The sequence below is a fragment of the Streptomyces sp. NPDC058464 genome, assembly GCF_042721035.1.
Taxonomy (GTDB): Bacteria; Actinomycetota; Actinomycetes; order Streptomycetales; family Streptomycetaceae; genus Streptomyces.
On record NZ_JBHXMA010000008.1, the window covers coordinates 201,358 to 216,116 of the forward strand.

Consider the following 14,759-nt stretch of genomic DNA (forward strand, 5'->3'; position numbering starts at 1 on the left):
CAGCCGCATATCCGATACAGCCCCGCGCCCCTTACGGGGCGCTCAGCAGCTCGACTTTCACATCTGCCGCGAAGCCGGTCGTCGGGCCCACCCGGCGGGCGAACTCCGCCACCGCCGCCAGCTGCGCCGCGCCGAAGCTGAAGTCGAGGGTGGTGAAGTACTGGGCGAGGGTCGCCTCGTCGAAGGCCTCCCAGCGGGCGGCCTGTTCGGCGACCTTGGCGACCTCCTCCAGGGAGAGGTTGCGGGAGTCGAGGAAGGCGCCGTGCACCTCGCGGGTGAGGTGCGGTTCGCGCTCCAGGTAGTCCCGGCGCGCCGCCCACACCGCGAAGACGAACGGCAGGCCCGTCCACTCCTTCCAGAGTGCGCCGAGGTCGTGGACCTGGAGGCCGTAGCGGGGGCCGTCCAGCAGGTTGGCGCGCAGGGCGGCGTCGCCGATGAGCACCGCCGCGTCCGCATCCTGCATCATCAGGCTGAGGTCGGGCGGGCAGGTGTAGTAGTCGGGCCGGACGCCGTAGCGGTCGGAGAGCAGCAGCTGGGCGAGGCGGACCGAGGTGCGCGAGGTGGAGCCGAGGGCGACCCGGCGGCCGTCCAGCTGGTCCAGCGGCACCTTCGAGACGATCACGCAGGACATCACCGGGCCGTCGCAGCCGACGGCGATGTCCGGGAAGGCGACCAGGTCGTCGGCGTTGCGCAGGAACTCGACGAGGGTGATGGGCCCGATGTCGAGGTCGCCGCGCACCAGCTGCTCGCTGAGCTTCTCAGGGGTGTCCTTGGTCAGCTCGAAGTCGAGGAGGGTGCCGGTTCTCGCGAGCCCCCAGTAGAGGGGCAGGCAGTTCAGGAACTGGATGTGGCCGACGCGCGGCCGGGTGCGAGCATTGTCCACATCGCGAGACTAGACCCCATGGGGTACCGTGCTGGGACCGCCCCCCGCCCCACCGCACTTGACGCGCAGGCCGCCCGTACGGTCAACCCGCCTTCGGGACCATTCAAACGTCCGGGTGACGTGATCTTGGCCTCTGTTGCTTTCCGCTGCCCACATGCTAGGCTCGCCGCAAGTTGCAGTTTGGTTTCCCTTGCAGTACAGAGCCTGCGGAGCATGTAACCGCGGGCTCTCGTCATTTTCAGACATATGCAGTTGTGCGGCACTTAGTTTGTTTTCACACTTGCAGGTTCTGGAGCAGGGCGACCCTTTTGAGCCCAAGGAGGGCTTATGGCTACCGGAACCGTGAAGTGGTTCAACGCCGAAAAGGGCTTTGGCTTCATCGCCCAGGAAGGCGGCGGCCCCGACGTCTTCGTCCACTACTCCGCGATCAACGCCAGCGGGTTCCGCTCCCTCGAGGAGAACCAGCAGGTGAGCTTCGACGTCACGCAGGGCCCGAAGGGTCCGCAGGCGGAGAACGTCACCCCCGTCTGATCCCAGACAAACCAAGTCTGATCGCAGACTGAGTGCAGTACCCAAGGAGCCCCGTGCCGTCAGGCAACGGGGCTCCTGCCTTTCCACCGCCCCCTCAGACGTGCTGCATGACCAGCACGAACGTGGTGCCGGGCAGCAGCGCCTCGTAGGAGTGCGGCACGTCCCCGCGATACGTCAGGTAATCCCCGGGGTTCAATTCGACGGTTTCTCCGCGTGGCCCGGCCTTAACCTGCCCGCCGCATACGACGAGATGTTCGACCGTTCCCGGAATGTGCGGCTCGGACTCCCGCGGCACCCCCGGCTCCATCCGCAGGTGGTAGATGTCCCGGCGGGCGCCGGGCGGGCAGGACGACAGCAGGGTGGCGGCGAAGTCGGCCCGTTCCGACGCGACCGTGGGCCCCTCCCCCGCCCTGATCACCTGGACCCCGGACACCGGCGGCTCCACCAGCGCGCTGAACGGCACACCCAGCGCCACGCCGAGCGCCCACAGCGTCTCCACGCTGGGGTTCCCGCCGCCGGCCTCCAGCTGGGACAGCGTGGACTTCGCGATTCCGGCCCGCTTGGCCAGCTCGGACAGCGAGAGCCCGACCCGGGCCCGCTCCCGCTTCAGCGAACCGGCGATCCACTCCATCGGAAGCCGGTCCGGCCGGTCGGGTGTCTCGGACATCTGATTCGTTCGCTCCATCGGTACGACCGTTCGCCTTGACGAACACGACTCTACGTGTTCATTGTAGAGAACATGCGTTCGTCACACCGAACCACTCTTCCGCCGGGCGCCCGAACGGGGAGTTCGCTCGTCCGGGACAGTTCACTCGTCTGGCTGGCCGGCGGGATCGTCGGCGTCTCCTTCGGCGCGGTCGCCGTGGCCGGTGGCCTGCCCGTCTGGGTCCCGGTCGTGATGTCCCTCGTCGTCTACGCGGGCTCGGCCCAGTTCAGCGCGGTCGGCGTGCTGCTCGCCGGCGGCGGCCCGCTGGCGGCGGCGGCCACCGGCCTGCTCCTCAACACCCGAACGGCCGCCTTCGGCCTCGCCGTCGCCGACCTCCTCGGCCCCGGCCGTGCCACCCGCCTGCTCGGCGCCCACCTGGTCACCGACGAGACGGTCGCCTTCGCCCTGGCCCAGCCGGACCCGGCGCGCCGCCGCGCCGCGTTCTGGATCTCGGGCCTCGGCCTGTTCGCCGCCTGGAACGCGGGGGTGCTGGTCGGCGCCCTCGCCGGCACGGCCCTCGGCGACCCGGCCCGCTACGGACTGGACGCGGCGTTCCCCGCCGTACTGGTGGCCCTGGTCCTGCCCGCGCTGCGGGCGGACGCGGGGGTACGCCGGGCGGCGCTGCTCGGCGCGGTGGTCGCCCTCGCGGTGACCCCGCTCGTCCCGGCCGGGGTCCCGGTCCTGCTCTCCCTCGCCGCCCTGCCGGTGGTACGACGATGAGCGCCACGGTGGTCATGATCCTCGCCCTCGCGGTCGGCACGTACGCCTTCCGTCTGGTGGGCCCGGCGCTGCACGGCCGGGTGGAGATCCCGGCGCGGGTCCAGGAGCTGGCGTCGGCGGGGGCGGTGGTCCTCCTCGTGGCCCTGCTGACCACCGGCGCGCTGACCGAGGCCGGCGGTTTCGCGGGCTGGGCCCGCCCGGCCGGGGTGCTGGTGGCGGGCGTACTGGCCTGGCGGCGGGCGCCGTTCGCGGTCGTGGTCCTCGCGGCCGCGGCGGTGACGGCACTGCTGCGGGCGACGGGCGTCGCCTAGTCCGGGCGGGCGCAGCCCAGTCCGGGCGGGCGCAGCCCAGTCCGGGCGGGCGCAGCCCAGTCCGGGCGGGCGCAGCCCAGTCCGGGCGGGCGCAGCCCAGTCCGGGCAGGCCTCGCCCAGTCCGGGCAGGCCTCGCCCAGTCCGGGCAGGCCTCGCCCAGTCCGGGCAGCCGTCGCCCGGTCCCGGCGGGCGTTGTCAGTGGCGGCCGTTAGGGTCCGCGGGCATGACCGCCGACTTCATCACCGCCACCCGTACCTTCTACGACGCGATCGCCGACGACTACGCCGACCACTTCCGCGCGGAACTCGTCAACAGGCCCCTGGAGAGGGCCCTGTTGGCCACCTACGCCGAACTGGTCGGCGCCGGCGGCGAGGTGGCCGACCTGGGCTGCGGCCCCGGCCGGACCACCGCCCGCCTCGCCGCCCTGGGCCTGTCCGTGTTCGGTCTGGACCTGTCGGAGTCGATGCTCGCCGTCGCCCGCCGCGAGAACCCCGACCTGCGCTTCGTACCGGGCTCGATGCTGGAACTGGACCTGCCGGACGGGGCGTTGGACGGAGTGGTCTGCTGGTACTCGTCCATCCACACGCCGGACGACCGGCTGCCGGAGCTGTTCGGGGGGTTCAGGAGGGTGCTGAGGCCCGGGGGCCAGCTGCTCCTCGCGTTCCAGGTGGGGGACGTGGCCCGGCGGTTGGAGGAGCCGTGGGGGCATCCGGTGACGCTGGACTTCCTGCGGCGGCGGCCGGAGCGGATGGCGGAGCTGCTGGGGGACGCGGGCTTCGACCTCCGCTCCACGACGGTCCGCGAACCGGACGAGGCGCTCGGGGAGACGAGCCCGCAGGCCTTCCTGCTGGCGGCCCGCCGCCCCGGAGCCGAACCGGTGGCCGGGTAGCGGGTCACGCCGGGAGCGCCCCGGCGAGATCCATCGCCGCGACGTACCCGAACGTCATCGCGGGGCCGATGGTCGACCCGGCGCCCGCGTAGCTGTGCCCCATCACCGCGGCACTCGCGTTCCCGGCCGCGTAGAGCCCGTTGATCACGGACCCGTCGCCGCGCAGCACCCGCGCCCGTGCGTCGGTCACCAGTCCGCCCTTCGTCCCCAGGTCGCCCGGCACGATCCGGAAGGCGTAGAACGGCGGCAGCCACAGCGGGGCCAGGCAGGAGTTGGGCAGTACGGACGGGTCCGTGTAGTAGTGGTCGTAGGCGCTGTCGCCGCGCTTGAAGTCGGTGTCCTTGCCGCTCACCGCAAGGGAGTTGAAGCGGTCGACGGTGGTGCGCAGGGCGGCGGCCGGGACGCCGACGGCGGCGGCGAGGGCGTCCCAGGTCCAGGCCTTGAACGCGGCGCCGGAGGTGTACCAGGCGTCGGGGAGCACGAACGTCGGGGCCACGTCCCGGAACAGGTACCGGTTGCGGTAGTTCTGGTCGACGATCAGCCACGCCGGGATGTCGGGGTCGGTCGGGTTGCGGTCGTACATGACGTGGACGACGTCGCTGTAGGGCGCGGCCTCGTTGACGAACCGGCGGCCCGCCGCGTTGATCATCAGGCCGCCGGGGAGGGTGCGTTCGGCGAGGCAGAAGTACGGGTCGGAGGGGAGCGGAATGGCCGGGCCCCACCAGGCGTCGTCCATCAGCGCGAGCGCGCCGCCGGCCGCCGCCCCGGCCCGGATCCCGTCCCCGGTGTTCTCCTTGGCGCCGACGGTCCAGTCGGTGCCGATCGGCTGCCGCTGGTACTGCGCCCGCATGGCCGCGTTGTGCTCGAAGCCGCCGGAGCCGACGACCACCCCGCGCCTGGCCCGCACCAGCCCGGCGGTGCCGCCCTGGGTCACCACCGCCCCGGTCACCACCCCGCTCTCCTGGTAGAGGCCGGTCAGCGGGGTGTTCAGCCACACCGGTACGCCCGCGTCCAGCAGCCCCTTGCGCAGCCCCGCCGCCAGCGACTGCCCCATGGTGAGCGGGGTCTGCCCGAGCAGTGCGGCCCGGGTCCCGCGGGCCAGGCACTCGGTGGCGACGGCGGCGCCCTTGACGCTGACGGCGGACAGCGCCAGCCACTTGTAGTCGGCGCTGAACACCACCATCCCGGACGGGACCTGGAGGTACGGCGGGTTCAGGTGGGCCAGTTCGGCGCCGAGCAGGTTGCCGTCGAGCTGGTCGGGCTCGATGGAGCGGCCGTTCGGGAGGCCGCCGGGCAGTTCGGGGTAGTAGTCGCTGTACCCCTCCATCCAGCGGAAGCGCAGCGGGCTGGATGTCATGACCTGCGTCAGCATCGCCGGGCCGTGGGCGAGGAAGGACTGCTGGCGGGCGGCAGGGACGTCGGAGCCGACCACCGCCGCCAGGTAGGCGGCCGCCTTGGCCTGGGTGTCGGGCACCCCGGCGGCCAGGATGACGGAGTTGTTGGGGATCCAGATCCCGGCGCCGGAACGGGCCGCCGAGCCGCCGAAGGTCGCCGCCTTCTCCACCACCACGCAGCTGAGCCCCTGCGCGGCGGCGGTGAGCGCGGCGGTCATTCCGGCGGCCCCCGCGCCGACGACCACGACGTCGTACGTGCCGAGCAGCGGCAGCTCGGCACCGGACGCGACGCCGCGCGCCCCGGCGGCGAGGGCCAGCCCCGTCGCCGCCGTGGTGCCCAGCACCTGTCTCCGGGTGGGTCTCGCACCGGGTCCCGCGCTCACCGACATGACCGTTCCCTCCAGACCTGACGCAAACATGAGGATTGGGGAGGGAAGGTCCCGCGGGGGTCTTGTGAAGTCAAGGGCCGTGCACCTGCTCGCGCGGGCCACCGGGGCGTTTCCCGGCGAGGTCGCCACGCGGGCGCAGACGGGACCGGGCCTGGTCCGGCCGTGGTGCACGTCCCTTACGAGGAGGTGAGGACCGCCAGGAAGGCCGTCCAGGAGGACGGGGAGAGGGTGAGGTGGGGATCGGCGGTCCGCTTGGAGTCACGGATGTGGATGGCGGAGGGGGCGGTGCGGACTTCGAGGCATTCGCCGCCGCCTCCGTCGCTGTACGACGACTTGCGCCAGGGGTAGGCGACTTCGAGGCACTGGCCGCCCTCGCCACTGCTGTAGCTCGACTTGAACCAGCTCAACTTCTCTATGATCATCGCTCTTCCAGCATCTCCTCGATCAAGTCCAGGGACTCGTGCGGGTTGAGTGCCTGCGCCCGGATGATCCCATAGCGGGCGGCGAGCACGCGGACCTCTTCTCGGTCGGTAATCAGCCGCGGATATCCCTGGCTCTCCATGTAGCCCACTTGCTCCTTCCCCTTGGGGGTTAGCAACGTGAACGAGTTATCCAGGCAGGGATGTTCGTGGCGCCCCGTAGGCATCACCTGGACCTGCACATTCCGCATCCGCCCGATCCGCAGCAGCTGCTCAAGCTGCGCCCGGTGAACCTCGGGTCCACCGATCGGCCTTTCCAGCACCGCCTGTTCCATGACGAAGCTGAACTCGGGTGATGGCCACTGCTCGAAGATCTGCTGGCGCGAGAGCCGGTCGGCCACCCGCTTCTCGATCGTGTCCTCGTCCAGGGGTGGGTGCCGTTGGGTGAACACGGCCCGTGAGTAGTCCTCCGTCTGCAACAACCCGAGGACGCCCATCGTGCTGTAGTCGTAGAGCGAGACCGCCTCCGCCTCCAGCCCCGCATATCCCCGATACCACTCGGGATGCCGCGTCCGCGCCCTCTTCATCGCCTCCTTCAGCTCGGGCACCGCCGCCCCGAGCAACCCCCCGCCCTCCAACAGCTCGTCCGCCTTCACCAGCATGTCCGGCTGAGGAACCCGCACCCCCCTCTCCATCGCCGAGATCGCGTCCGGCCCGTACCCCACCAGCGCGCCGAACTCCTTCTGCGTGAGCCCCTTCCGCTCCCGCAGCAGCTTCAGTTGCTTGCCCAGTGCGCTGAACAGCCCCGTCGTACCCTCGGCCTCCGCCGGTGTCTCCGGCCGCCGCTCCTGCTGTACGTCCGTCACGTACGCCTCCGCCTCACGTCGTCGTGGTCACGGCCGACAACCCGTACTCCTCACCCGACACACCCGTACGGCTACCGTGAGTCGCGTGATCGCCCCTGGTCAGGGTACGGAGAACCGGCCACGCTCTGTCACGTGAACGCCGAAATCTCCACCCCCGCCGCCGAGCTGACCCAGCGTCTGAGCGCCACCCCGCGGGGCGCCCGGCTGGCCCGGCGCCTCGTCGCCCACCAGCTGGCCACCTGGGGATATCCCCATGACAGCGACCTCAACTACACAGCCCAGCAGCTCACCGCGGAACTCGCCGCGAACGCGGTCACCCACGGTCGCGTCCCCGGCCGGGACTTCGAGGTACGACTGCTCCTGCTCACCCCCGGCAACACCCTCCGTATCGAGGTGAGCGACGCACGGGACGACCGGCGGCTGCGGTTCGTGCGGGACGCGGGCGCGGAGGGCGGACGCGGTCTGGTGGTGGTGTCGCTGCTGGCGCGGGCGTGGGGAGTGAAGGAGCGGGACGTCGGCAAGACGGTGTGGGCGGAGCTCGCTCTCTAGGGCGTCTCGGGCGCAGCGGTGTCCCGGCCCGCCCCGAACGAGAACAGGGACCGGAGGGAACGCCGGGCGGGAGGTGAGGCGCCGGGGTCGGTGCCGATCAGTTCGAGTGCCATGCCGTAGAGCAGGGCCCGGCCCAGCCGGAAGGCCCGGCCGGCCAGTTGCCCGCCGGGGGTCGTCGAGGTGCGGCCGGGCTCGGGGAGGGGGTGGACTCGGCAGGCTTCCATGGCGGCGAGCAGGGCCCAGCCGCCCTGCGCATTGTCGTCGGAGGCACCCAGTGTGACCGCCGACGAGTGCAGGAGCCCCGCGAGTTGCCGGCACAGGCCCTCCTGCCCGGCCAGTTCCCCGGCCACCAGTTCCGGGGCCCGTGTCCGGGCCGCCTTCTTCAGTTTGGAGCCGGGCGCCGCGAGGCCCGCGCCGCCGGGACGGAGGCGGGAGCGCCGGCCCAGCCCGTCGGCCAGCCCCAGCAGGAGGACGGCGGGCAGGGCCGCCGACTGCGCCCGGTGCTCGTCGAGGCCGGGGATCATTGTCTGCGCGATCGCCGGGACGGTCGTCGGCAGGGCGCTCGCCGCCGCCAGCAGCCAACGCGACCCGTCCAGGTGTTCCACCCCCGGATAGAGCCCACAGAGCGTGTCCGTCACGTCGTCGCGCAGGAGCTGTGCCATGGCGGCGGCGGAGGAGTACGGGACGCCGAGACCCTCGAACGCGTCTGCCACTAAGTCATCGGTCATGGCACGGCCGTGCCCCGGGAACCGGAAGGGAAAACCTGGTTGGCCCGGCCTACGGGTTTCCGGCGAGGCGCTCTCGCAACAGCGTGCGCAGGGAGGCGGGTTCGCGGCCGAGCAGCTTCGCCAGGGTGGGGTCGGGGGTCGCGAACTCGCCCTCGCGGGCGGCTGTGAAGATGCCCAGGAGCTGGTCGGCGGTCTCGACCGGGACGCCACCGGCCACGAGGTGCGCGCGGAACGTGTCGTCGGCTGCGGTGGTCCTGGTGATCGGGCGGCCGGTGAGTTCGCCCGCGAGGGCGACGAGGTCGGCGAAGGTGAGGGCCTCTGTCGCGGTCAGCGGGGGCGTCGGCCCCTCGAAGCGGGGGCACTCGTCCGCGAGGACCACGGCCGCCGCCTCCGCCAGGTCGGCGTGGGCCGTCCAGCAGACCGGGCCGTCGGCGGGCAGGGCGACCTCCCCGGCATCCAGGCCCTGCGCGAGGAAGCCGAGCCCGCTGTCCGCGTGGAAGCCGTTGCGCAGCGAGGTCCAGGCGACACCCGAGGCGGCGAGGGCCTCCTCCGTGGCCGCGTGGTCGCGGCAGGCCTGGAAGCGGGAGGTGGGGCTCGCGCCCATGTGGGCGGTGTAGACGATCCGGCGGGCGCCGGCCGCGACGGCCGCGTCGACGGCGGTGCGGTGCTGCCGTACGGCCTCCTCGCCCATCCGGTCCACGGAGACGATCAGGACCTGGGACGCGCCCTCGAAGGCGTGCGCCAGGCCGGCCGGATCGGTGAAGCCGCCCTGCCGCACCCGCACGCCCCGGTCCACGAGGGACCGCGCCTTCTCCGGGTCGCGCACGCTGACGCCGACCCCCGCGGCCGGTATGCGGTCCAGCAGCCGCTCCACGATCCGGCCGCCGAGCTGTCCGGTGGCTCCGGTCACGATGATCACGATGTCCTCCAGCGATGGCAGTAACAATGGAAACGTCTTCAGAGTAACACTGATACTAACGATGGAATCAAGTGCGCGATATCGTTGATACATGCCATCGGGACCACGTGACACGACCGCCGCCGCCACCGGCTCCGCCGCCCCCGACACCCGGCAGCGCGTCATCGACGCCGCCATCGGGCTGCTGGAGCGCGAGGGGCGGGACGCCGTCACCACCCGCGCGGTCGCCGTCGCCGCCGGGCTCCAGGCCCCGGCCATCTACCGGCTGTTCGGCGACAAGGAGGGGCTGCTGGAGGCGGTGGCCGAGCACGGCTTCGCCGCGTTCCTCGCGAGCAAGCGCGTCGTCCCGGACCCCGAGGACCCGATCCAGGACCTGCGGGACAGCTGGGACCTCGCGGTCCGGTTCGGGCTGGAGAACCCGGCGCTGTACGCGCTCATGTACGGCGACGTCTCACGCAGCGACTCGCCCGCCTTCCGGACCGGGCTGGAGATCCTGAAGGGCCGGGTCCGGCGGCTGGCCGTCGGCGGCCGGCTGCGGGTCGGCGAGGCGCTCGCGGCCGACGTCATCCACGCCACGGCCCGCGGCGCCGTCCTCACCTGGCTGTCCATGCCGGCGGCCGAGCGCGACCCGGCCCTGCTGACGACCCTCCGCGAGGCGATGGTCACGGCCGTCACCACGGAGAAGCCCGCCGTACGCACGACCGGCCCCGCCGGCGCCGCCCGCGCCCTGCGCGCCTCCCTCTCCGACCAGACGGCCCTCAGCCCGGCCGAACAGCACCTCATGAGCGAGTGGCTGGACCGCCTGGCCACCGATTCCTGACGGGTCGTACGGCTACCAGGCCACCGGCAGCTCCAGGGGGAACCGGCGGATGGTGTCGGTGTCCCAGCGGACCTCCTCCGGGCGTACCGCCAGGCGGAGCGTGGGGAAGCGGTCCAGGAGGCGGTCCACGGCGACCTCCAGTTCGGCCATCGCCAGGGGGACCGCGACACACCGGTGGCCGCCCCAGCCGAAGGTCATGTGGGGAGCGACGGTTCGGTCGGGCACGATCGCGTGCGGATCCGGATAGCGGTCCGGGTCGCGGTTGGCCGCCAGGTAGGACACGTGGACGAAGTCGCCGCGCCGGATGACCACCCCGTCCATCTCGACGTCCTCCAGCGCCACCCGGGGAATGCCCACGCCCTTGCGGAAGGGGATGTACCGGAGCAGTTCGTGGAGGAAGTCCGTCAGGTCCTTCCGGTGCTCGCGGGCGTACTCCTCCAGCTCCGGGCGGGTCAGCAGCAGGTACGCGATGTTGCTGATCTGGCAGGTCGCCGTGTCCTGGCCGCTGAGTGTGAAGGTCAGGGCCAGGACGGCCAGTTCCCGGTCGTCGAGCTGGTCCTCGCCGTCCCGTGCCTCGGCGAGCACGCTGATGATGTCCGTACCGGGGTTCTTCCGGCGTTCGGCGACGAGCTGGCTGAAGTAGGCCGTCAGGTCCTCCTTGGCCGCGCGGGCGACGTCCCGGTTGCCCGCTCCGAGCACCAGCAGCCGGTGGACCTGTTCCTCCATCCGGGGCCACTCGGCGCGCTCGATGCCCAGCAGGTCCAGGATGGTGTGCTGCGGAAGGGTGTTGGACAGGTGGCGGACCAGGTCGGCCGGCGGGCCCTCGGACTCCATCTCGTCCAGCAGCCGGTCCGTGAGGAGGGTGATCCGGCCCCGCATGCGGTCCACGTGGCGCTCGGTGAAGGCCTGGGTGGCCAGATGCCGGATCCGGCTGCTGTGCGGCGGGTCCATCACGTTGATCGACTCGGGGGAGACGATCGGCTCGGCCGTCAGGCGCGGATAGTCGTGCTCGATGATCCCGGCCCGGCTGAACCGGGGGTCCGTGGTCACCTGCTGCACCGACTCGAACCTGGTGACCAGCCAGGCGTCCGACTCGCCGTACGGCAGCCGGATCGTGCCGAGCGACTCACGCGCCATGAAGCCGGCCAGGGCCGGGTCGAAGTCGAGGGACTTGCTGAAACCGAAGGGGCAGTTGACCGGCTGCACGTTCGTCTCCTTCATCGGTCGGTCGCTCACGAGAACGGCACCACGTTGGTGGCGTGGACGGCGGCGCTCAGGTCCTTCGCGAGCCGCAGGGCGTCGCCGATCGCCCAGTAGTGGAGGAAGAACAGGCGCGGCTCGTCGTAGAGGTTGTGGTGGTGGAGCTCCACCAGGCCGACCCCGCCCTTGCGCAGGATCTTCAGGACCGGCTGGACCTCGCCCGCGGTCATCACGAAGTCACCGTTGACCGCGACCTTCCCCCGGCCCAGGGGCTGGAAGTTGACGGTGGTCGTCGAGCCGAGACCGGGCGGCAGGATCATGTCGCCGTCCACGATCCGCTCCACACGTGCCCAGACGCTCTTGTAGATGCCCTCGTCCTGGACGCCCTTGCTGCGGAGCGCGGCGTCGATGCCCTTGGTGTCCAGGTCGAGGACCGGAGTGGGGGGCGTCCGGTCGGGCGGGGTGCCGGTGCGGTCGAAGGCCGCGCGCAGCCCCCGGGCGACGGGGACCGGGTCGTGGGCGTGGGCGTGCAGATGTACCCAACACAGAGCGGGCTGGTGGGCGAAGAGGTGCTTGTGCACGGCGTTGATCTCGATGCCGTGCGCCAGGACGGCGTCGCTGAAGCCGTCCATCTCGTGCTCGGTGACCACGGCGTCGCCCATCAGCAGATGGGCGCCGTCCTTGTAGCGGACGAAGGCGACGTGGGTGCCGAGGGCCAGCGAGGTCTCGATCCGCACGCCCCGGGAGACCACCTTGAGGTCCCGGCGGGGGAAGCCGGTGTGGTACATGAACCGCTTCATGTCACCCGGCCGTCCGAGCGCCTTGGCCACGTCCGCCCAGTAGGCGAGGCCGGTCATCTCGGGTTCGGCCAGGGAGCGCGGGCGGTCGCGGGAGAGCGCCTGGGCGGCCGGGGTGGCCGCGCCTGCGAGGACGGGGGCCACGGCGCCCGCGGCAAGCACGCGGCGCCGGGTGGTGGAGGGTCGGGGGTGGGTGTCCTGCTGCCGGTCGTCGGCCATGGTGTACCTCCTGGCGCGATGGAATCACGGGCCGCGGACGGTCCCCGTGATGCCATCGCGCCAGGTGGGCCAGGTGGCCCAACGCAAACCACCGGACACCGGGACCGCAGACCACCGGACACCGGGACCCCGAACCACCGGACACCGGGGCCGCAGACCACCGGACACCGAGGCCGCGGACCGCCGCGCGCGGCGGCCGCCGGTCACTTCGCGTACAGGCCCTCGACCTCCGTCGCGAAGTCCTTCATGATCACCTCGCGGCGCAGCTTCATCGAGGGGGTCAGATGACCGGCCTCCTCGGTGAAGTCGACGGGGAGCATCTCGAAGCGGCGGATGGACTCGGGGCGGGAGACCAGCTTGTTGGCCTCGTCGACGGCGCGCTGCAGGACGGCCCGCAACTCCATGTCGTCCATGAGGAGTTCCGGCGGCACCGGGTGCTTGCCGTTCATCTGGCGCCAGTGGGTGAGGCCGTCCCGGTCGAGGGTGATGAGGGCACTGACGTACGGCAGCCCGTCGCCGACCAGCATCACCTGGGAGATGAGGGGGTGCGAGCGCAGCCAGTTCTCCAGCGGGGCCGGGGCCACCGACTTGCCGCCTGCCGTGATCAGCATCTCCTTCTTGCGGCCGGTGATGGTGAGGTAGCCCTCGTCGTCCAGTTCGCCGAGGTCGCCGGTGGCCAGCCAGCCGTCCCGGGTGGCCGCGACGACCCCGCCGGCCGCCGGGTCCCAGTAGCCGCGCAGCACGTGGTCGCCGGCGACCAGGATCTCCCCGTCGGCGGCGATCCGGACCTTGGTGCCGGGCATCGGCCAGCCCACCGTGCCCAGGCGGGGCTTGAGCGGCGGGGTGCAGGTGGAGGCGGCGGTGGTCTCGGTCAGGCCGTAGCCCTCGTAGATCTCGATGCCGGCCCCGGCGTAGAACGCGGCGAGGCGGCGGCCCAGCGGGGAGCCGCCGCAGATGATGTGGCGGACCTTGCCGCCCATGGCGGTGCGGATACGGCGGTAGACGAGCGGGTCGTAGAAGGAACGGGCCGTCTTCAGGGCGCGGCCGGGTCCGCTGCCGGTGCCGGTCTGCTTGGCCTCCAGCGCCTCGCCGTACCGCTGGGCGACCCCGGTGGCCCGGTCGAAGACCGAGACCCGGCCGCCCGCCTCCGCCTTCGCCCGCGCGGTGTTGAAGACCTTCTCCAGCATGTACGGGATGGTCAGGAGGCAGGTCGGTCTGAAGGCGGCGAGGTCCGGGAGGAGGTCCTCGGCCTTGAGGCTGGGGGCGTGGCCGAGGCGGACCCCGGCGCGGATGCAGGCGATCGCCACCATGCGCCCGAAGACGTGGGACATGGGCAGGAAGAGGAGGATGGAGACCTCCTCGTCGTTGCGCGACTTGAAGATCGGGTAGAGGAGTTCGATCGCGTTGTCGACCTCGGCGAAGAAGTTGCCGTGCGAGAGGGCGCAGCCCTTGGGGCGGCCGGTGGTGCCCGAGGTGTAGATGAGGGTGGCGAGGGTGTCGGGGCCCAGCATGCCGCGCCGTACGCCCACTTCGGCGTCCGGCACCTGCGCACCGGCTTCGGCCAGCCGGTCCACATGCCCCTTCTCCATCACCCACAGGTGCCTGAGGTCGGGCAGCCGGTCGAGTTCGGGTCCGAGCGCGGCGGCCTGTGCACTGGTCTCCGTGACCAGGGCGACGGCACCCGAGTCGTGCATGATCCAGCGGGTCTGGAAGACCGAGGAGGTCGGGTAGACCGGCACGGTCACCAGGCCGGCCGCCCAGGCGCCGAAGTCGAGGAGCGTCCACTCGTACGTCGTCCGGGCCATGATCGCGATCCGGTCGCCCGGCATCAGCCCCTCCGCGATCAGCCCTTTGGCCACCGCCAGCACCTGCGCGGCGAACTCCGCGGCCGTCACGTGCTCCCAGTCACCGTCGTCCTCCCCCGACCTGCGGCTGAGCACCACGGCGCCCGGCTCCGCCTCCGCGTTCTCGAACGGCAGGTCGGCGAGGGAGCCGTGCCGCACCGGCGGCGCGAACGGCGGTACGTACGCCTCCCGCACCACCCCGTCCAGCCGCTGGACGAGGGGCTCCACCAGGATCGGCTTCCCGTCGTAGTCCGTGGCCTGGATCGCCGTACCCGGGGCTACGGGGACGGCGTTCGGATAAGAGGACGTGGACACGGGGCGGCTCCTCGGGCGTGCAGCGGTGAACTGCTTGCTGCATGACGTACGTGCCTCGCGCACCGAGGCGTTCACCGGCACCGCCCCTCGGAAAGGGGTTACCGGCGGTTCAGGCTGGAGATCGTACGGGTCCGCTGTGGCGGGGTTGTGGGTTTTCGGGGGTTGTCCGGGGACGGGCCTGTGCAATCCCGGAGGTTACGTGAGGGTCCTTCACGTTCGGCCCGTTTCCCGGCACTTGACAGCTGTGACATAGACTTACC

The 14,759-nt window shown here is 71.8% G+C and carries 16 protein-coding genes; 6 read left to right on the forward strand and 10 right to left on the reverse strand.

What is annotated here, in order from left to right:
- Positions 1-31: 31 nt before the first annotated feature.
- Entirely contained in the window at positions 32-883 is an 852-nt protein-coding gene (locus ACFWPQ_RS13930) for a menaquinone biosynthetic enzyme MqnA/MqnD family protein (protein WP_384032999.1), read from the reverse strand.
- 327 nt (positions 884-1,210) lie between these two features.
- On the opposite strand from ACFWPQ_RS13930, the gene ACFWPQ_RS13935 reads away from it, so the two are divergent.
- Positions 1,211-1,414 (forward strand): cold-shock protein, encoded by a 204-nt coding sequence (locus ACFWPQ_RS13935; RefSeq protein WP_003992177.1) that lies wholly within the window; start codon positions 1,211-1,213, stop codon positions 1,412-1,414.
- 94 nt (positions 1,415-1,508) lie between these two features.
- On the opposite strand, the gene ACFWPQ_RS13940 is transcribed toward ACFWPQ_RS13935, so the two are convergent.
- A complete protein-coding gene (locus ACFWPQ_RS13940; RefSeq protein WP_384033002.1) occupies positions 1,509-2,081 on the reverse strand; it encodes a helix-turn-helix domain-containing protein in 573 nt (190 codons plus the stop codon).
- Positions 2,082-2,153: 72 nt separating this feature from the next.
- Here ACFWPQ_RS13940 and ACFWPQ_RS13945 point away from each other — a divergent pair, with 72 nt between their 5' ends.
- The 3 genes from ACFWPQ_RS13945 (at position 2,154) to ACFWPQ_RS13955 (ending at position 4,040) form a co-directional block, all read left to right on the forward strand.
- Entirely contained in the window at positions 2,154-2,840 is a 687-nt protein-coding gene (locus ACFWPQ_RS13945) for an AzlC family ABC transporter permease (protein WP_384033005.1), read from the forward strand.
- A complete protein-coding gene (locus ACFWPQ_RS13950) occupies positions 2,837-3,151 on the forward strand; it encodes an AzlD domain-containing protein (protein ID WP_384033008.1) in 315 nt (104 codons plus the stop codon). The genes ACFWPQ_RS13945 and ACFWPQ_RS13950 overlap by 4 nt, the downstream gene beginning before the upstream one ends.
- 223 nt (positions 3,152-3,374) lie before the next feature.
- Positions 3,375-4,040: a class I SAM-dependent methyltransferase gene (locus tag ACFWPQ_RS13955; protein ID WP_384033011.1), complete on the forward strand. Its 666-nt coding sequence runs from the start codon at positions 3,375-3,377 to the stop codon at positions 4,038-4,040.
- Positions 4,041-4,044: 4 nt separating this feature from the next.
- Here the strand turns inward: ACFWPQ_RS13955 and kstD are convergent, their stop codons facing one another.
- The 3 genes from kstD to ACFWPQ_RS13970 form a co-directional block, all read right to left on the reverse strand.
- Positions 4,045-5,823 carry a 3-oxosteroid 1-dehydrogenase gene (gene kstD / locus ACFWPQ_RS13960; RefSeq protein WP_384033014.1) on the reverse strand — a complete coding sequence of 593 codons (1,779 nt, stop codon included), beginning with the start codon at positions 5,821-5,823 and terminating at the stop codon, positions 4,045-4,047.
- Positions 5,824-5,999: 176 nt separating this feature from the next.
- Positions 6,000-6,245, reverse strand: coding sequence for a DUF397 domain-containing protein (locus ACFWPQ_RS13965; RefSeq protein ID WP_384033017.1), 246 nt, complete (start codon positions 6,243-6,245; stop codon positions 6,000-6,002).
- Complete coding sequence (locus tag ACFWPQ_RS13970; protein WP_384033019.1) at positions 6,242-7,108, reverse strand: helix-turn-helix domain-containing protein; 867 nt, start codon at positions 7,106-7,108, stop codon at positions 6,242-6,244. Before ACFWPQ_RS13970 ends, ACFWPQ_RS13965 begins: the two co-directional genes overlap by 4 nt.
- Before the next feature lie 132 nt (positions 7,109-7,240).
- Here ACFWPQ_RS13970 and ACFWPQ_RS13975 point away from each other — a divergent pair, with 132 nt between their 5' ends.
- Positions 7,241-7,657 carry an ATP-binding protein gene (locus ACFWPQ_RS13975; RefSeq protein WP_384033021.1) on the forward strand — a complete coding sequence of 139 codons (417 nt, stop codon included), beginning with the start codon at positions 7,241-7,243 and terminating at the stop codon, positions 7,655-7,657.
- On the opposite strand, the gene ACFWPQ_RS13980 is transcribed toward ACFWPQ_RS13975, so the two are convergent.
- Together ACFWPQ_RS13980 and ACFWPQ_RS13985 are read right to left on the reverse strand one after the other, a co-directional pair.
- Positions 7,654-8,385 (reverse strand): hypothetical protein, encoded by a 732-nt coding sequence (locus ACFWPQ_RS13980; RefSeq protein ID WP_384033024.1) that lies wholly within the window; start codon positions 8,383-8,385, stop codon positions 7,654-7,656. The two genes, ACFWPQ_RS13975 and ACFWPQ_RS13980, sit on opposite strands and share 4 nt — an antisense overlap.
- Positions 8,386-8,434: 49 nt before the next feature.
- A complete protein-coding gene (locus ACFWPQ_RS13985; RefSeq protein WP_384033027.1) occupies positions 8,435-9,304 on the reverse strand; it encodes an NAD(P)H-binding protein in 870 nt (289 codons plus the stop codon).
- Between the two features lie 91 nt (positions 9,305-9,395).
- Between ACFWPQ_RS13985 and ACFWPQ_RS13990 the strand changes: the two genes are divergently transcribed.
- Positions 9,396-10,124, forward strand: a complete 729-nt coding sequence (locus tag ACFWPQ_RS13990) for a TetR/AcrR family transcriptional regulator (protein ID WP_384033030.1) — start codon at positions 9,396-9,398, stop codon at positions 10,122-10,124.
- Between the two features lie 12 nt (positions 10,125-10,136).
- Here ACFWPQ_RS13990 and ACFWPQ_RS13995 read toward each other — a convergent pair whose 3' ends face one another.
- The 3 genes from ACFWPQ_RS13995 to ACFWPQ_RS14005 form a co-directional block, all read right to left on the reverse strand.
- Positions 10,137-11,345 (reverse strand): cytochrome P450, encoded by a 1,209-nt coding sequence (locus ACFWPQ_RS13995; RefSeq protein WP_384033227.1) that lies wholly within the window; start codon positions 11,343-11,345, stop codon positions 10,137-10,139.
- Between the two features lie 11 nt (positions 11,346-11,356).
- Entirely contained in the window at positions 11,357-12,340 is a 984-nt protein-coding gene (locus tag ACFWPQ_RS14000) for a DUF1259 domain-containing protein (protein WP_384033033.1), read from the reverse strand.
- Positions 12,341-12,543: 203 nt separating this feature from the next.
- The gene (locus ACFWPQ_RS14005) at positions 12,544-14,448 is read right to left on the reverse strand and encodes an AMP-dependent synthetase/ligase (protein WP_384033230.1); all 1,905 of its coding nucleotides are present in this window, start codon (positions 14,446-14,448) and stop codon (positions 12,544-12,546) included.
- Positions 14,449-14,759 lie beyond the last annotated feature (311 nt).